Source organism: Roseburia sp. AM59-24XD, assembly GCF_003478445.1.
Lineage (GTDB): Bacteria > Bacillota > Clostridia > Lachnospirales > Lachnospiraceae > Jutongia.
On sequence record NZ_QUET01000009.1, the window covers coordinates 21989 to 38316 of the forward strand.

At 37.5% G+C, this 16328-nt stretch carries 20 protein-coding genes; 1 reads left to right on the forward strand and 19 read right to left on the reverse strand.

Features of this window, described 5'->3' with window-relative positions:
* Positions 1-8 precede the first annotated feature (8 nt).
* The 16 genes from DXA20_RS05730 to tnpB all read right to left on the reverse strand — a co-directional run bounded on the left by DXA20_RS05730 (position 9) and on the right by tnpB (position 10455).
* Complete coding sequence (locus DXA20_RS05730; RefSeq protein ID WP_006859033.1) at positions 9-674, reverse strand: ABC transporter ATP-binding protein; 666 nt, start codon at positions 672-674, stop codon at positions 9-11.
* Between the two features lie 151 nt (positions 675-825).
* Positions 826-1857: a sensor histidine kinase gene (locus tag DXA20_RS05735; RefSeq protein WP_006859034.1), complete on the reverse strand. Its 1032-nt coding sequence runs from the start codon at positions 1855-1857 to the stop codon at positions 826-828.
* Complete coding sequence (locus tag DXA20_RS05740; RefSeq protein WP_009265522.1) at positions 1854-2543, reverse strand: response regulator transcription factor; 690 nt, start codon at positions 2541-2543, stop codon at positions 1854-1856. Before DXA20_RS05740 ends, DXA20_RS05735 begins: the two co-directional genes overlap by 4 nt.
* A 249-nt stretch (positions 2544-2792) precedes the next feature.
* A complete protein-coding gene (locus DXA20_RS05745; RefSeq protein ID WP_006859036.1) occupies positions 2793-3032 on the reverse strand; it encodes a DUF6061 family protein in 240 nt (79 codons plus the stop codon).
* 300 nt (positions 3033-3332) lie between these two features.
* Entirely contained in the window at positions 3333-4142 is an 810-nt protein-coding gene (locus DXA20_RS05750; RefSeq protein WP_118559629.1) for an HAD family hydrolase, read from the reverse strand.
* Positions 4143-4166: 24 nt separating this feature from the next.
* Positions 4167-4898, reverse strand: coding sequence for a phosphotransferase (locus tag DXA20_RS05755; protein ID WP_118559630.1), 732 nt, complete (start codon positions 4896-4898; stop codon positions 4167-4169).
* Entirely contained in the window at positions 4817-5071 is a 255-nt protein-coding gene (locus DXA20_RS16375; RefSeq protein ID WP_172749925.1) for a hypothetical protein, read from the reverse strand. Before DXA20_RS16375 ends, DXA20_RS05755 begins: the two co-directional genes overlap by 82 nt.
* 67 nt (positions 5072-5138) lie before the next feature.
* The gene (locus DXA20_RS16380) at positions 5139-5312 is read right to left on the reverse strand and encodes a DUF6019 family protein (protein ID WP_199877058.1); all 174 of its coding nucleotides are present in this window, start codon (positions 5310-5312) and stop codon (positions 5139-5141) included.
* A 78-nt stretch (positions 5313-5390) separates the two neighbouring features.
* Positions 5391-5639: a DUF3791 domain-containing protein gene (locus DXA20_RS05760; RefSeq protein ID WP_118559631.1), complete on the reverse strand. Its 249-nt coding sequence runs from the start codon at positions 5637-5639 to the stop codon at positions 5391-5393.
* A 185-nt stretch (positions 5640-5824) separates the two neighbouring features.
* Positions 5825-6655 (reverse strand): ornithine carbamoyltransferase, encoded by an 831-nt coding sequence (locus DXA20_RS05765; RefSeq protein WP_118559632.1) that lies wholly within the window; start codon positions 6653-6655, stop codon positions 5825-5827.
* Between the two features lie 89 nt (positions 6656-6744).
* Positions 6745-7224 carry an NUDIX hydrolase gene (locus DXA20_RS05770; protein WP_118559633.1) on the reverse strand — a complete coding sequence of 160 codons (480 nt, stop codon included), beginning with the start codon at positions 7222-7224 and terminating at the stop codon, positions 6745-6747.
* 60 nt (positions 7225-7284) lie between these two features.
* Positions 7285-7977: a class I SAM-dependent methyltransferase gene (locus DXA20_RS05775; protein ID WP_330420668.1), complete on the reverse strand. Its 693-nt coding sequence runs from the start codon at positions 7975-7977 to the stop codon at positions 7285-7287.
* A 142-nt stretch (positions 7978-8119) separates the two neighbouring features.
* A complete protein-coding gene (locus DXA20_RS05780; protein WP_118559634.1) occupies positions 8120-8644 on the reverse strand; it encodes a GNAT family N-acetyltransferase in 525 nt (174 codons plus the stop codon).
* Positions 8645-8784: 140 nt separating this feature from the next.
* On the reverse strand, positions 8785-9639 hold the full coding sequence (locus DXA20_RS05785; protein ID WP_118559635.1) for a carbon-nitrogen hydrolase family protein: 855 nt from the start codon (positions 9637-9639) through the stop codon (positions 8785-8787).
* Positions 9640-9694: 55 nt separating this feature from the next.
* Positions 9695-10006, reverse strand: a complete 312-nt coding sequence (locus DXA20_RS05790) for a hypothetical protein (RefSeq protein WP_118559636.1) — start codon at positions 10004-10006, stop codon at positions 9695-9697.
* A 95-nt stretch (positions 10007-10101) separates the two neighbouring features.
* The gene (gene tnpB, locus DXA20_RS05795; RefSeq protein WP_118559637.1) at positions 10102-10455 is read right to left on the reverse strand and encodes an IS66 family insertion sequence element accessory protein TnpB; all 354 of its coding nucleotides are present in this window, start codon (positions 10453-10455) and stop codon (positions 10102-10104) included.
* Positions 10456-10879: 424 nt separating this feature from the next.
* On the opposite strand from tnpB, the gene DXA20_RS05805 reads away from it, so the two are divergent.
* Positions 10880-11317 (forward strand): MerR family transcriptional regulator, encoded by a 438-nt coding sequence (locus DXA20_RS05805; protein ID WP_022305961.1) that lies wholly within the window; start codon positions 10880-10882, stop codon positions 11315-11317.
* 147 nt (positions 11318-11464) lie between these two features.
* Here the strand turns inward: DXA20_RS05805 and DXA20_RS05815 are convergent, their stop codons facing one another.
* The 3 genes from DXA20_RS05815 to DXA20_RS05825 form a co-directional block, all read right to left on the reverse strand.
* Positions 11465-12352 carry a carbohydrate kinase family protein gene (locus DXA20_RS05815; RefSeq protein ID WP_243100556.1) on the reverse strand — a complete coding sequence of 296 codons (888 nt, stop codon included), beginning with the start codon at positions 12350-12352 and terminating at the stop codon, positions 11465-11467.
* 717 nt (positions 12353-13069) lie between these two features.
* Positions 13070-15514: an ABC transporter permease gene (locus tag DXA20_RS05820; protein ID WP_118559639.1), complete on the reverse strand. Its 2445-nt coding sequence runs from the start codon at positions 15512-15514 to the stop codon at positions 13070-13072.
* Entirely contained in the window at positions 15511-16185 is a 675-nt protein-coding gene (locus DXA20_RS05825; RefSeq protein WP_118559640.1) for an ABC transporter ATP-binding protein, read from the reverse strand. The genes DXA20_RS05820 and DXA20_RS05825 overlap by 4 nt, the downstream gene beginning before the upstream one ends.
* Positions 16186-16328 lie beyond the last annotated feature (143 nt).

Here is a 16328-nt window from a genome sequence, read left to right on the forward strand (position 1 = left end):
CACCTCCTTTAGCCAACAATTTTACCATCTTCAATCCGTACAATGCGGTCTGCGAGTTGAGCGATCTCGTTGTTGTGAGTAATCATTACAATGGTCTGATTAAATTCTCCGCTGGTATGCTTCAAAAGCCCTAACACATCTGCACTGGTCTTGCTATCAAGATTTCCGGTCGGTTCATCAGCAAGGATAATCGCAGGCTTCGTAATTAAAGCTCGTGCAATCGCTACACGTTGCTGTTGACCGCCTGAAAGATTGTTCGGCATATTTTCCAGTTTATCTTCTAAAGCCAACATATACACAACTTCGTCCATAAATTTCTGGTCTACTGTATCGCCATCCAGTTCCACAGGCAGGACGATATTTTCATATACATTCAAAATCGGAACCAGATTATAATTTTGGAAGATAAATCCGATGTTACGACGGCGGAAAATTGTCAATTCATCATCATTCTTTTTTGCGAGTTCTTCTCCCCGTACAATCACGCTGCCGGAAGTGGGGGTATCAAGTCCTCCCATCATGTGAAGCAATGTAGACTTACCGCTGCCGGAAGTTCCAACTACGGCAACAAATTCTCCCTGTTCCACAGTAAAATTTACACCATTAAGGGCACGAGTAATATTTGGTTCTGTGCCGTAATACTTCTTTAAGTCGATTGTTTGTAAAATGCTCATATTCAAATGCTCCTTTCAAGGCTTTCTATCTGTTGATAAAGCCATTGTAAACCACAAATGTTACACAAATGTCCGAGATAGAAAAAATTTTTATCGAAAATCAGAGTGAAATGTTACAACGCTCGGACATTTCAAAAAAAGTGGTTATATCTTACCTTACAGGAAGCATAATAGAAAATTCTGAGCCTTGCCTCAGCTCTGAAACAACCTTGATATAGCCCCCTTGCCTTGTTACAATCTCACGAGCCAAATACAAACCTATTCCCACACCCTGTTGATCGTGTACTTCTTCCTCACGATAGAAGCGCCGGAAGATGGCAGCCTGATTGCTTTCTGAAATGCCCTTGCCGGTGTCGGTCACTTTGACCTCTACGTACATTTCCCACTGAACCACTGATACAGAAATCTTTCCACCTGACGGAGTGTATTTTACTGCATTGTCCAGCAGATTGAAAAGGGCTTCGCTTGTCCACTTGCTGTCATGGGAGATTATCAAATTTTCCGGGCAATCCACGGATACAGCAATTTCTTTTTTCTCTGCGGCATATACAATACTGCTCATGGCTTGTGCAAGCGTATGGAATAAGCTGCTGTCTTTCTTTTCTAATCGTATTGCTCCGGTTTCCAACCGGGACGTTTTAACCAGTGCTTGGAACAGAAAATCCAGTTTATCAGTCTGACTACGTATGCCTTGTAAAAAGTCCATCCGTTCTTCTTCTGAAACAGGCTTTGTTAAAAGTGTGTCCGTTACCATTTGCAAATTGCTGACAGGCGTTTTAACTTGATGTGAAATATCAGAAATCAGCATTTGAAGCTCCTGTCGTTCCATGTCTACCTTGTGCCGGTTTTTCTGCATAATCTCATACAACCGAATTAAGCGGTGGTTGATACGGGCAAAAAGAGTTTCACTATCATTTGACTTTTGTAATTCCTCGTTTCCATCAATCATGTTGTCCAGCGTCCGGCACAAATTAGAAGTAAAATGAGAAAGGCGTTTTCCAAAAATCAGCACCAATAGCCAAATCCAGAAAAACGCACAGAGTGTCAATGTTCCACCCACTATAAAAATTCGTATATCCTGCATTATACCGCCGAAAATACCGGTAATTACCAGCATAGAGAAAACCATGCCAGCACTAACCAGTCTACAAATTTTCTTAGCAGAAAGGTTATTCAGATTCATTTCTTTTCGCCTCCTGTCCATTGATACCCCATACCATAAACCGTTTTGATATATGTGTCGCCATCCGCTTCAATCTTACTGCGAATACGGCTGATAGAAGTAGTAAGGGTATGTTCATCTACATATTTTTCATCAACATCCCACAGTTTTTCTAAAAATTGTTGGCGAGTAAGTACCTGCTTCGGATTTTTAAGAAATAGGTTCAACATTTTATATTCCATCGCAGAAAGTGCTAATGGTTTCCCGTTCAAACTTGCAAATTGTTCCGAAAAATCCAGAAACAAGCTACCATCCTCGTAAATATCCTTAGCTGGTTTGTGATGCTCCAACATAGCGAACATGGCTTTGATTTTTCGCTGCAAAGCACTAATCGAAAAAGGTTTCGTGATATAATCCACTGCACCAGCTTCATATCCCCGTATCTGATTGCTTTCCTGATCGTTGGCAGTTAGAAATATAACTACTGTATCAGGATGCTCTGGCTTGATAAGACGGCATAGGTCATAACCATTTCCGTCTGGTAAATTTATATCCAGCAATACCAAATCAAAAATGTTTGTTTTTAATGATTCAGCGGCTGTCCTTGCATTCAGAACAGAAGTTATTGTGTAACCGTCCAATTCCAAATTATAAGTAAGCGTTTTATTCAAAAGATTATCATCTTCGACAATTAAAATATGCTTCATATTATCACTTCCTTTTCTTTTTGCAGATAGTATAACAGGCAAATGTCCGAGAATTGTTACAAGGACAAATATATTTTTCATTTTACAGCTTTTTTCTGTGTACTGCAATTTTATAAAAGAAAGGACAGCAGTGTCAAATTGCTGTCCTTTCTTTTATCATAGCTGGTAGTGTATAAGCGTGGGTTCATCATATCGGGTGTGGTATCTTTAACTACAGGAAACTCCCTACAACACTATCTCACTTCTTGCTTAATAAAGTTCTAATGAATCTTCTGTATCCACCCACATCTGTAAATTGCCATCAAGATATAATCTTGCATATTCCAAAGGCTCATCCACAGCCAATGAAGTAAGCGCACATTCTGATCCATATGTGGTTTTTAAATTTTTTTCAGCTTCCCAGCAATCAATGCGAAGCATATATCCAGCACTTGTGTAAACATCAATACTATCGTGGTTTATATTATATTCTGCATAAATTGTTCTCATCGTATCTTATCTCCATTTTCTTTTGATAATCAGTTACAGAGTTAAATATCGAAAACATTTCAATCAGTTCACCATGTCGTTATTGTTATATGTTATATTGTGTTATGAAATTTTCTTTCCCTTAATTTTTCCCATATTAAGGTTCATGAAAAGCAATGGGAAAATGTAACACAAGGGAAAGAGTAAGGGAAAGTTCACTTGCTACAAACTTAGTATTTTCAAGGGTTTGCGAAGAATTTGATAATCAAATATAACAGTTATTAAATTTCCTAAAATATGTGAAATATCAACTGGAATTTGTCAAATATAGTTTTTTTCAAGCCAATGAGCAACAGCATCTTCATCATTTGAAGAAATAATAGCTGTAGCATATTTCTTTAGTTCTTCATGAGCATTTTGAACCGCATAACTTTCATCAGCTATTTCAAACATATCAATATCATTCTTACCATCTCCAAAAACGACTAATTTGTCACACTTTAACAATTTTTGTAATTGTTTTATAGCATTTGATTTGGAAGCCGCTAAAGGCATAATTTCAAGCCATTGCTCATTGGTGTAAATATCTTTCTGATAAACACAATGAAATATGTTTTTATATTTATCATAAATTGGTTTAAGCTTACCTGAGCTGTCAATACAAGTGATATAAAAAACATCTCCATATTTTAAATCATCCACAGACTTTACAGCATTCGTTCTAATATCTCCTCGTCTGCTATTTAGAAACTTATTCATACCTATTGTGCATAACTCTGGTACAAATGAAAATTTTTCTTTTTCATCTATATAGGCATATACAATAGGATATATTTGATTTGTAAATAGCTCATCAAGTATATCTTTTACTGACTCATCAAAATAATTTGCAACCAAAATATCATCTGTCACATTATCAATTATAAATGCACCATTATATACAATTAACGGAATTTTTGCTTTTATACCATTTGTAACTTTCTTAGCTGTAATTAGTGAACGTGCTGTGGCATATGAAAATATCATTCCTCTATCTGCCAGTCCATTAATAATACTATTAGTATATTCTGAAGTGGTTTCGTTGCTTCGAAGCAAAGTACCATCCAAATCAGATACATATAAAGTAGTCACATTATTACCTCCACAAACTTGAATTTACCGTTTGCAATATTTGTCCCATTCTTCCATAAGAAAGTCAAAGATATCATTCAATCTCTCGATTATATTTTCATTTACTGGAATTGTTTTATCAAGAAATTGCATACCTCTTTCCCCCATGAAATCCACACAATAAATCAAGCAGTAGAATATAAACGCTTTGTACTCTATCGTGTTTGGACGAATCTCGTCTAATAGATAATCAATATATTTAGTATCCAAATCCATATTGAGTAATGAAACCCTTGTCAATGCAACAAAGGTAAGCATATCGCCAAATCCCATCCAATCAATATCTATTATCCCAGATACATTACCCTCATAAATCAATAAGTTTTTTGTACTGATATCATCCAAATACGGTGCTATCGGAACCTTATCCAAATATTCCTGTATTTCTTGTTGTAATTTCTTTATGATATATATTTTGTTAAAGTCAAAATAGTTCTTTCTTTTTATTCTCTTTTCAGCACGATTCAGCATTTTGTCAACAAAGCAGTTCCATGTCCATTCCATATCCGCATGGATATCAAGCCTTGAAACCTTTCGCTGTATCTTAACTACTTCCTTGGCAATTTGCTTTTTCTCGCTATCATTCAATTTACAATAGACATTACCAATATCATCTCCACGGATATAAGAGAGAATCAGATAGGAATAGTCTTTGTATTTTCCCTCTGACAAGACAATCGGTATCGGTATTTCACATACAGACAACCTATTAAGCAATAAACAGTATCTTTATAGGCATTTTCATCTTTACTGCATCTGAGAACAAACTTTTCGTTTGCAGTGGAGACAATAAAAACATAGTTCGCAATACCAACACTGCAGCGTTCTATTTGAACAACACTTCTTTTTGTGTTGTTTTCAAATATTGCGATCGCATCTTTGTAATCCATTGAGCATTTTTCCTCCCCTCTATAGACTGACGAAAAAATTCCGATTTTCAGTTCTTTAAACTAGACGTTATTGATCTTCTGAATCCGATCCAAGATCTTGCAGCGCTTCATCGTTTTTCATTCCAGTGATATCACTGTAGGCTTCTTTGATGCCATTTTTTACTGCCCATTTGATAACGAAATACAGCACAATCAAAATAACAATTGCGGTTCCTCCGCTTATGCCTAATTCATTCCACATAATTCAATCCTCCAGATACCGATTTATTCTACTCTTTCTCATCCCTGATATTCTTTCGTTCTTCCATATATAATTCAACTATATATGATGGTCCATTGCACCAAAGGCATGAAGTTTTATCCCCTTTCCATCAAGAAATTCTACAATATCTTCAAGTACAGCCTCGTCACCTTCACAATGAAAAATACCATAGCCTCTTTCTATATATCCAAGAACATCTACTTTTTTAAATAAGTCAATAATTTGCTCAATTGATAAATGCCATTCTTCTGAAGCAAGTCGAATTAATCTTGTCTGCATAAAGGTAATTTCTGCTTTCTCGCTCATTATGAACTCCTCCTAACTACCTTCCGATATAGTATCCTTTTTCCTAGTATATCATACCTCTATAAGAATTTTCCACAATTCATAAGCATAACACTATATAAAAATATCTTCTGAAGGTGAATTGAAGTACATGTGTCATATATTTCATTTTACTGTAAATGTTCTTCCTACCAACAAACTGGAGGTTATTGAGTTAAACAATAAACCATAATTGCTTGCTGAACATTAAGTAAATACCGTTTAAACTTGTATCCAACAAAATAACCCGAATCAATTACATCAGCTGAAACTTCTTCCCCACGATAAAATGGCGGGCAAGGATTTAACACAGATCCTTTATTGGCTTTTTTCATAGCATCTAATGTAACCATACACTCTTTAAAGTCATTTAGAATAGCAGCCGGTAGCGAATCGGTACATACAATATCTTTTCCTATAATTGCTTCATAAATATTACTATACGATACCAATCCCTCAATTTCATAACCATTTCCACAACACTGCTCCAGACTAAAGCCCATAACAGTTGCTGCTTCTTTCCATGCCAAACCAATATTGCCATTACTGCCACAAAATAAGAACTTGTCATTTACAAAGTTCTTTCTGATTTTTGAAAGTGCATACATATCTGTAAGCACTTCACAAGGATGATTTATGTTTGTCATCGCATTAATTATAGGCACAGATAAATATTGTGACATTTTGTCAATCACATTTATATCCTTATGCCTAACAATCACCATATCCGCCCAGTTATTCAAATAGCCACAAACATCTTTTAAATCTTCTTTTTTATCAAGCGTTTCTGTTGGAAATAAAATAGAATGTCCACCTAACAAATATATTCCCTTCTCAAAAGTAACTCGTGTTCGAATACTGGAATTGGGGAAAAATAAAACTACACTTTTACCTTTTAAAATATCCTTATAATTTTCCAGCTCAACTTCATCTGCTATGTGAAAAATTTCAGCAATATCCTTTGCATGATAATCTGTCAATCTTATAAAATTTTTCAATTTTATTCTCCTCCGCTAAATTCGAAGTTATCGCTCCGTCACTCGAAAGCTTCACACTCCTTCAAACTCAACTGTATACTACAATAAGCTTAATAAAAATCGATTAATTTTCTGTCAAGTTCTCTTATTTCTTCATCGGAAGAAATCTCTCCTAACAAAGCAATTTTTTCAACTTCTTCTCTATCTATTCGTAATTTTTCGATTTGCTCCAAATACTCTTCACCTAATGATACCCCAAATATTGCACCATACTCCTCACGTACCACATTGCTAAAATAGTCTGGTTGCATTTCAAAATGAGCAAGACCTAACCATTCAGGAATACAATCAATCCCCAACTCCTCTTTAGTCTCTCGTATCATTGCCTCTCGCATGGTTTCACCTTTCTCTGGGCACCCGCCAAATATTTCCCAGTCTTTTCGCCAATGATTGAATCCCATAAGATAATCTTTGCCTATCTTTACAACAATTAGGCAAACCGTTATGGGTGAAAACTGCAAAGCTGCATCCTCTTCTGAGATTTTTACAAACTCTAATAATTTATTTCCAGATTGGTCTATTGCTAACATACATGTCTCCTCTCGCAACTCCAGATTCCGATTTACTTATTTCTTTTCTCTAATTTTCTTTTAGATCTTCTCTAAATCCAAGATTGAAACGTAATGCAAAATATCAAATTCTTTCGGTAGCGATTGCATATATTCCCAATGTTCCTGCTCCCATTTCTGAATCTCACTTTCTTTCAATCCACTCGCACCAATTCCTCGACAGGCTTTCATCCTTCCATGCCATGATTCTCTTGTAAAATGTACTGGCAAATCATATGTTAGCATATTTGCAGCCTTAAACATTCCGGCACACCAAGGTGGCTCCTGCAATTCATATCTTGCCATTCTTCCACCAGTCCATGCAGGGTTGTATTTCAAAACAAGATGTTCGCTTGTTTTGGCAATCTCACTCTCTTCTGGCAGCCATGCCATAAATAAGATTGCAAAATGACCGTTATCCTTTAATATACGGTGAAATTTCGGCAAGACAACCGATTTATCAAAATACATAAAACATTGACATGCTGTAATCACATCAAATGTTTTGTCTGGAAAATCAACATCCTCTGCCGCAGCAACAATATAATCAATGTCCATCCCCGCATTTTTGCTAAGTTTCTCTGCATGTAAAATCTGATTCTCCGAAATATCTGCCCCTGTCCATTTTGCTCCGTAGGATACATATTTCTTGGAATCACACCTGTTCCCGTTCCCAGATCCAGTACATTTTGCCCCTTTACTCCTAACGATAATTCCTCTAATTTTGCATAAAATTCTTTTGGATAAATATCGCGGTACTTTGCATAGTCTTCAGAAGTTTTTCCCCAGTCAAATGCTCTTCCATGATCAATATTCTTATTGATTATTTCCATAACATTTCGCCTCCCATGCAAAACCTAACTCTTAATTCAACAAATTACAATTGAATCCAATAGCGTTGCTCAATATGTCCATCTATTTCAATCTCGTTTTCTAATATGCCACCATTATTAGTTATGGACTTTGCTGAACCAATATTATTTTTGTTGCAAGTCATCAATACTCTCTTGATACCAAATTTTTTACATTCATCTAATGCTAAAGAAATCATTGCTGTCGCATAACCTTTTCTCCGTTCACTAGGTCTAATTCCATCTCCTATATGCCCACCAGTTTTTAATAGCGCATCATTTAAAACATGTCGAATATTAACAGCGCCTACAAATATATTTCTATCTTTGTCAAAGCAAAACAATGTTGTATCAGGAACCCAACCGTTTTCATCATTCTCCTTTGTATCAAGATTTTCTATGTAATACTCTAAATTGTGAAAATCATTTACCCATATTTTCCAAGGAGACATATCCGTATGATTTTCTATAATGTCATTCTTCCACTCTGTCAACATTTCAAATAACTGCTCTCTATATTCAGTAGTTAATTTTATCAATTCAATATTCATTGTAGATACCCTCTCACTTCCAATAGTTAAATTCATTTCAGTTCTCATCTTCTTACCTTATGTACAAGAAGCATCTAACAATCTAAAGAGTTCGGTCAATTCCGATGTATCCTGCCTTAAAAACCGGAAGTTGAACCCTTTTATATATGATTCCTCTCTGATATTATACCATACACTTCTGGGCGTCGATTTTTGCACCCCCATACCTCACGATGACGATACTCTCGCAACATATCTACATCCAATTCAGCCACGTATACACCCTCTCCCTCGCCAGCTTCAAATACACATGTATCTCGCGAGTCAGGAAGCTCTGGAAGATATACGACACCATCGAACAGGGTAGAATGTCCATTGCAATCCGGATGAGGGGCCGGATAATTGCATGTGGCTATAGCTAACATATTTTCATATGCTCTTCCCCTGAGTTGTGCGAGGCGGTTCAGTTCCATTGGGCAGGCATTTGGAACTAGAAGTAGCTCCGCTCCTTTCAACATCATAACTCGAGCACTTTCCGGAAATTCCCGGTCATAGCAAATCATTGATCCGACTTTTATAACTCCTTCATTCGTATCCAATTCTGTCACAAAGAAATCATCTCCTGCATCCAGAACACTTTCATCATCTTCTTCCCCAAAATTACAAATATGGACTTTTGAATAACAATACTGTATTTTGCCATGTTTGTCGAAAAGGCAAACTGTATTTCTCGGTTTCGGCTCATGTTGCTCCAAAAAAGTGATAGCTATAGCCATATCCAACTCTGCAGCAAGTTCTGCAAACCTTTTCACAAAAGAGCCATACCTAGGAATGGCACATTCCCGTAGGCTTGCCTCTTCATGTGGAAAGACGTATCCGCAGCTCCACATTTCTGGAAAAATTGCAATATCTGCCCCCTTTTCTTTTGCCTGAAAACAAGCCTTGATTCCCTTTTCCATATTCCCTTTCAGACTTCCTGTTGGAAGAAGCTGTAAGAATGCAATTGTAAGTTTCATATATTCCTCCATATCATTGTAGAAACCAACTCAATGCTCTACAAATCCCGATTTGTTAAGTTTTCCTGACATGGGATCTTACCGGTATCTCTGCAGCAGGCAGGATAGCCGACTTCTCCTCTTCCGGTTCATCAAAGTGCGTCAGCTGTCCGTCAGTTTCGGCTGCATGTTTTTCACTGGATCTGCCGAAGAGTTTCCTCTTCATATAATCCAGCTGTTCATTCAGAAGCCTGATCTGGACAGTCAGTTCCGCCACCTGGGCGTTGCTGTTTTCTAATGCAGCACGGAATGTTTTATTCATCTGTCGCTGTTCTGAAACAGAGTCTTTCAACTCCCGGATCAGACGGTCTTTTGCATCGGCACCCATGGGCGTTTCCTACTTGATCTGATGTCATTATTATATCAGATTTTAGCATAAAACAAAAGCGGAAACCCCTTATTTTTCAATGTTTTTCAGCATTTTCACGTAGTCTGTTCCGTTGGTCTTATGGCTTTTGGCTGTTCGATCTCCAGACCATCCATCAGCCATTCAAACTGCTTCCAGGTAAGGCTTTTGACCTCATCCTGATTTCGCGGCCATTTATAACTGCCGGATCCGGTCAGACACTTATAGAGAAGGACAATGCCGTCCTTCTCCCGGTAGATCGCCTTGATCCAATCTTTCTTTCTGCCACAGAAAAGAAAGAGACAGTTATCATTTGTATTCATCTTTAACTGTTCCTCAACAATGGCACACAGTCCGTCGATCTGCTTGCGCATATCCGTTCTGCCACAGACAATATACACTTTATCCAGAACGGATATATCTCCTAGCAAACCGTCTCCCGGAGTGTCAGGAGAACACGTTTTAAAGTCTGTTCTTCAAAGTCATTTGACAATACGATGTTGACACCGCCATACTGAAGAAAAATGCTTGCAGCTTCCGGCGATTTCCCGAACCGGATCAGGCTGGATGTTTACACAGACAACATCCTGACTTTCTGTGGCAGATACATTTCTGCCGGAGCATTCTGTCTCCGGAAGGTCGTAACAGGCATGCTACCGGAGCCTGCGTACCTAAATTGTATGTACATTTTTAAGAACCGTTCAGATACCAGCTTTAAATTTTCTATTTTCAATATATTTATCATTCTCCATATACAAAATATCTTGTAAATACACTAACAATTGTATATTATATAAATAATATACAATCTAAAGTTAACTTTAGGCCAAGCATAATTTTGAAGGAAGGTTTTTTATGTATACAATTGGTCAGGTCTCTGCAATGTTTGATCTTCCTGCTTCTACCTTAAGATATTATGACAAGGAAGGTTTTTTCCCTCATCTGGAACGCAAAGGAAACATCCGTTATTTCAGTGATAATGAATTAGAAGCTCTTCGAGTTATTGAATGTCTGAAGAAATCGGGTCTTGAGATTAAAGATATAAAGCAATTTTTTATCTGGGTATCTGAAGGCAGCTCCAGCTATGAAAAAAGGAAAGAATTATTTGAAACCAGAAAATTAGCTGTTGAAACTGAAATTCAGGAACTTCAGAAAACTCTTTCCCTCTTAAAATTTAAATGTTGGTATTATGAAATAGCAATGAAAGACGGTAACGAAGATGCTATAAATGCCATGCTACCTGATAAACTTCCTAAAAATATACAAAAACTATATAACAAAGGGCATGAATGATTTTTCTTTCTTTATTGAACCGGAATTTATACCGTAACATTCGGATTGGTGTACGCCCGTGCTTCTTTGTGTTTTTTTCGTACTGAATGGCAAACTTCGGGCAGCGTTGCAAACAGCCGGGGCATATCACGTCATTCCGTCAGTTTGTTAAAAGCCACCATAATGAGACAGCGTCTCTGTTGCAAATTCTGTACCAATTCTCATAGCCTCGTAAATATCTCCAATTAACATATGAGAACACACAAAGCCTGCATGATAGCTGTCTCCACAGCCGGTAGTATCAACTATTTTTAAAACTTTATTAGCCGGGATAAAATACTTTTCACCATTATGATATGTAACACTTCCTTTATCAGCCAAAGATACGTTAAAAAGACCTTTATACTTCTTTGAAAACTGTTCAAATATTGGAAGAATGGACTTCTCTCCACTTATCATGAAATAATCTATATATGGTGCATATTTTTCCATCTCTTTAAAATTACGGTACTCTGCAAAATCCACGGCCAATCTGAAGTTGTTATTTTTTTTTAAATCTATAATTTGACCAAAACAGCCTGCCCAGAAATGTACAAATACAACATCTGATTTTTTGATAATTTCCAATTCGTCATGGTTCAATATCATATTATCAATAATATCACCCGTCCACGAATCATCTTTATAATATCTGTCACCGTCATCTGTAAGATATGTACGATTATTCGCAGTTTCTTTATCCTTATCAATTCTTACATGACTTACATCTATTCTCTTATCAGAAATAGAATCCATAATAAATTTTGCGTAGTAATCCTGTCCAACCGCACCCAATATTGAAACATTGAACTCATCAAATTTTGATGCATGAGCTGCAAAATTAAGGGCTTCACCACCAGCACGCAGTTCATCGGTTCCATCAAAAACATCTACACACAGGCACGGAAGTGCCACTAAATTTATCTTTCTACCAAGTTCTTCATGTAATTTATCAGCAGCCGTCTTTAAATTACTATCCATGCGCATACCAATATTACTTGTATTTGATTTAGTCATAATATCACTCTCTTTTTTGCCCAACTTAAAACAACGAATCATCCAGCCAATGTTTCATGCAAGATTTCGTATCTATTACTAAGACTTCCCATACCAAGGATGGACATACATCAATTTGAGGTATGGGAAAGCAAGTCCTAAAAGTAGTATTGTTAAGTTACGACACCTAACAATCAAACAGGATCGACCTTTCTACTGCCTATAAAAAGAATACCAGCCTTCCGCTTGGTTTGCAAGCGATTTTATGACCCATAGCTTAGCTTTGTAAAGCAATAATCCTCTTTCCACGTAGCCATAGGTTTTGTACTTTCTGTCAAAGGACAATGCATGGAAACATAATCACTACTCTTAAGTAAGCATTTGATTCTACTGCCAATTTCCTGTTTGACCGCTTCAAGTTTTTCTGCGCTTCTGGCTATGATCCAGATATCATCAAGTAACTGTTATATTTTGTTATTAAATTCTATGTAAACCATTGAAAACACTGAATTTGTCACAGGTGAGCTTTCCCATATTGTTTCCCTTGTGTTATATTGTCCTACCAGCGTTTATGGACTCTGATAAGAAAAAATACAAGGGTGCAGGACATCCGGTAGATGTGGGTAAATACAGAAGATTTTTTAGAATTATGATAATGTCAAAGGGGCACAGAATCTTTTAACGTATACTCGCAAACTAAGCTGTCACTCATTGCCTGAGTGACAGCTTGGTTACTTGCTATCCCTGATACCTTATTCTTTCAACCAGCGTTTCCTTTTTCAGATTACTGCTTAAAACGCAGGAAAGTATAATCTGCAACAGACCGACCAAAAAAATCATAATAAAAATTGGTACGATTGGAACATGATAGATATTCATTCCAAATATTCCATTATGTTTTGCATAGGAAAAAAGTGCATAGCCGAGCGGCAGACCAATGATCAAAGCTACGCATATGGTACCAACCGTAAAAATCAGTCCCTGTAACTGCAGGCATAAATTTAATTGTTTATTTGTCATACCCACAGCCTGTAATATACCATATTCCTGCTTTTTTGTCGTAATATTCATGATCATGGTATTCGCCATATTCATAAACCCGATGAGTCCCACAACCGCCATAAACAGATAACAGCCAAGCTTCATCATGCTGCTTGCAAATTCGGCAGATTGTAACTGCGCATGATAAGTATCCATTTTTATATGCGAAGTATTAGAAATCAAAGTATTCAGACTTTGTTCTACAGATGCCACATCTTTTTTTTCACAGTCCACCCACAGATAGCCATAGGCTGTTCCTCTCGGATTCATGGAACGATATACACCTTCCGGAATGACAAGATAAGTGTCCGCACTTACAAAAGATCCTGCAATCTTTCCCTGATAGGTATAGGTTCCACTTCCATTCTCAAAGTCAAATGCAATGGATTCACCCGGAGCATATCCATCTTGTTCCATCCACGTTGACCAGCCAAAGAAAATATCACCATTCTTTACCGCCTGATCATAGTCCATAGAGCCAATATCCCCTTCCTGGCGCATAAAATCAAAATCCTTTTTACTCACAATAGTAGCCGGAAATCTTGTTCCGTTCAGATTTACAGAGACAATCTCTCTCGTCATGACATCTGTTACTCCCGGAATGCTTTTGATTTCTTCAATCAGCGAATCATTCAATGGATCATCCGTCAGAATCGTATCCAGATTATTCTCCGGATATCTTTCATCATACTCAGCAGAATAGTCAAGCTGCAGTTCAAATTGTCCATGATTAACGGAAAGACGTGCTTCATGCTCCGTGTCAATATTTCCCACATAATTAGAGATAATCACAAACAATACGCAAGAAAAACCCATTGTGAGGATAGTACCAATAGTTCTTTTGGGATTACCCGTTACATTTGCCATTGCCATAGAAAACACGGTGACATTTTTTCTGCCATTTCGTTTTCCTTTTTTTTGTGTTTCTGCATTTTCTAAATACCGTGTTGCTTCGATAGGTGAAATCCGTGAAACAATTTTCATTGGTTTACGCAGTGCCAAAGCAACGGTAAGAAATGATACGAAAATACATAGAAGTATAACAGGCAGGGAAAACAGTGGCACCTGCTGATTTTGGACTCCCATAGAGCCCGTTCCGGTTGATACAAGGTTTCCCTGTTCTACCAGCCAGTTAAAACCGCATTTTGCAATCAGAAAACCAAGAAGCAATCCAACCGGTATTGAAAAAATTGTCAAAAAAATGCCCTCTCTGAAGATCAGTTGTTTCATCTGCTTTTTTGTCGCTCCCAGAGCCTTGATTTTTCCATACTCCTGTATCTTGTTGACAATACCGACCTGAAAAATATTATAAATGACCACAACAGAGAAAAGTACAATTGCAAGAATCAGAATTCCACATACCGCAATCGTTTCATAACTCGGCTGCAAGACCCATTGCAGATAGAAATCATTGATTATAACGTTTTTTTCTTCGATCCCACAAGCTGCTGCAATCTGCTTTATAACCGGTTCAATATTATTCATAGATACATTTGCAGAATCATTTAAAGTAAAATAAATATTATACTGTCTGTCATTCTCTGCGACGTGCTCATCATAAAACTCCTGTGACCCGAAAGCAACATAAGATGCCTCGATGGTATACTCATCCCGGTCATATAGGATTCCGCTGACAACAAACTCTTCCGGCTTATATTCTGACTGCATCCCTGCACGGTAATCCAGTGTAACCGTATCTCCGACCTTTACATCATCATATCCCATTTCACGAAAAAATGCTCTTCCTGCGGCAATTTCCTGCGTTCCCCCCGGATACTTTCCTTCCTTTAACTCATATTCCTTATTATAGGGAAGCATTTTTCTTGCAGTCTCATCCATGCAGACAAAACCACCGTTTTCGTTGCCTTTTATGATACCTTCGGTGCACATAGTGCCTGTAGCATCTATTTCCGCACGGCGGTTTACTTCTTTTAACTGCGATCCGTCTGCTGCGACAAACAGACCATAATTGCTTCCATATGAGCCTGCCGCCTGACTTTTCTGCAAACGGATCATTCCATTTCCCACAGTACTGATAATCACAAGCAGCATCGTAGTCAGACATATGGACATCATAATCAGTATACTTCTTGTCTTGTTTTTTTTGTCATTGCTATATGCAATCCTGCTTATTGTCTTCATCTAAAATCCACCACCTGTCCATCCTCAATCACCAGAATGCGATCAGCAACCTGTGCGATTTCGTCATCATGGGTAATCATTACAATCGTCTGACCATATTTTTTTGCTGTCATCTTAAGCAGGGCGATTACCTCATCACTGGTCTTAGAATCAAGATTGCCTGTCGGCTCATCTGCAAATATAATTTCCGGACGATTCACCAGTGCTCTTGCAATTGCTACTCTCTGCTGCTGTCCTCCGGATAACTGATTTGGCAGATTATAAATCCGGTTTTTAATCCCCAAAGTTGCAATAATATCATTTACATACGCTTCATCCACTTTTCTTCCATCCAGCCCCAGTGGCAGTACAATATTTTCCCAGACATTAACAGATGAAACCAGATTAAATGCCTGAAAAACAAATCCGATTTTTCTTCTGCGGAAAACAGCAAGGGCATCTTCCTTCATCCTGTATAAATCTTTTCCAGCTAAAGTAACACTGCCTTTTGTAGGGGTGTCAAGCCCTCCAAGCATATGAAGTAATGTACTTTTACCGGAACCTGACTTTCCGACAATTGCGACAAATTCTCCCTGCTCAATCTGAATGTCCACCTGATTAACCGCTTTGACCTGATTCTCACCTGCACCATAAAACTTACAAAGCTGCTTGGTTTCTAATATCACACTCATGTGATGCCTCCTTTTTCATTCTGTAAAGCGTACCTTTTCAGCACGCTTTCTTTGCCCGTTTATATATTTGGTCATTTTTCAACCTGCATCCAAATTGTATCAGGACAATCTTTCATTTCACTTTCAAAAAACGAGCAGAAGTC

What these genes read in the sequence shown, in the direction of transcription:
- DXA20_RS05760 (WP_118559631.1), bottom strand. Translation starts at nt 5,639, where the DNA reads ATGAGCGAGAAAGCAGAAATTACCTTTATGCAGACAAGATTAATTCGA.
- DXA20_RS05735 (WP_006859034.1), bottom strand. Translation starts at nt 1,857, where the DNA reads ATGAATCTGAATAACCTTTCTGCTAAGAAAATTTGTAGACTGGTTAGT.
- DXA20_RS05785 (WP_118559635.1), bottom strand. Translation starts at nt 9,639, where the DNA reads ATGAAACTTACAATTGCATTCTTACAGCTTCTTCCAACAGGAAGTCTG.
- DXA20_RS05770 (WP_118559633.1), bottom strand. Translation starts at nt 7,224, where the DNA reads ATGTTAGCAATAGACCAATCTGGAAATAAATTATTAGAGTTTGTAAAA.
- DXA20_RS05820 (WP_118559639.1), bottom strand. Translation starts at nt 15,514, where the DNA reads ATGAAGACAATAAGCAGGATTGCATATAGCAATGACAAAAAAAACAAG.
- DXA20_RS05740 (WP_009265522.1), bottom strand. Translation starts at nt 2,543, where the DNA reads ATGAAGCATATTTTAATTGTCGAAGATGATAATCTTTTGAATAAAACG.
- DXA20_RS05730 (WP_006859033.1), bottom strand. Translation starts at nt 674, where the DNA reads ATGAGCATTTTACAAACAATCGACTTAAAGAAGTATTACGGCACAGAA.
- DXA20_RS16380 (WP_199877058.1), bottom strand. Translation starts at nt 5,312, where the DNA reads ATGTGGAATGAATTAGGCATAAGCGGAGGAACCGCAATTGTTATTTTG.
- DXA20_RS05825 (WP_118559640.1), bottom strand. Translation starts at nt 16,185, where the DNA reads ATGAGTGTGATATTAGAAACCAAGCAGCTTTGTAAGTTTTATGGTGCA.
- DXA20_RS05780 (WP_118559634.1), bottom strand. Translation starts at nt 8,644, where the DNA reads ATGAATATTGAATTGATAAAATTAACTACTGAATATAGAGAGCAGTTA.
- DXA20_RS05745 (WP_006859036.1), bottom strand. Translation starts at nt 3,032, where the DNA reads ATGAGAACAATTTATGCAGAATATAATATAAACCACGATAGTATTGAT.
- DXA20_RS05815 (WP_243100556.1), bottom strand. Translation starts at nt 12,352, where the DNA reads ATGACTAAATCAAATACAAGTAATATTGGTATGCGCATGGATAGTAAT.
- DXA20_RS05790 (WP_118559636.1), bottom strand. Translation starts at nt 10,006, where the DNA reads ATGGGTGCCGATGCAAAAGACCGTCTGATCCGGGAGTTGAAAGACTCT.
- DXA20_RS05805 (WP_022305961.1), top strand. Translation starts at nt 10,880, where the DNA reads ATGTATACAATTGGTCAGGTCTCTGCAATGTTTGATCTTCCTGCTTCT.
- DXA20_RS16375 (WP_172749925.1), bottom strand. Translation starts at nt 5,071, where the DNA reads ATGGATTACAAAGATGCGATCGCAATATTTGAAAACAACACAAAAAGA.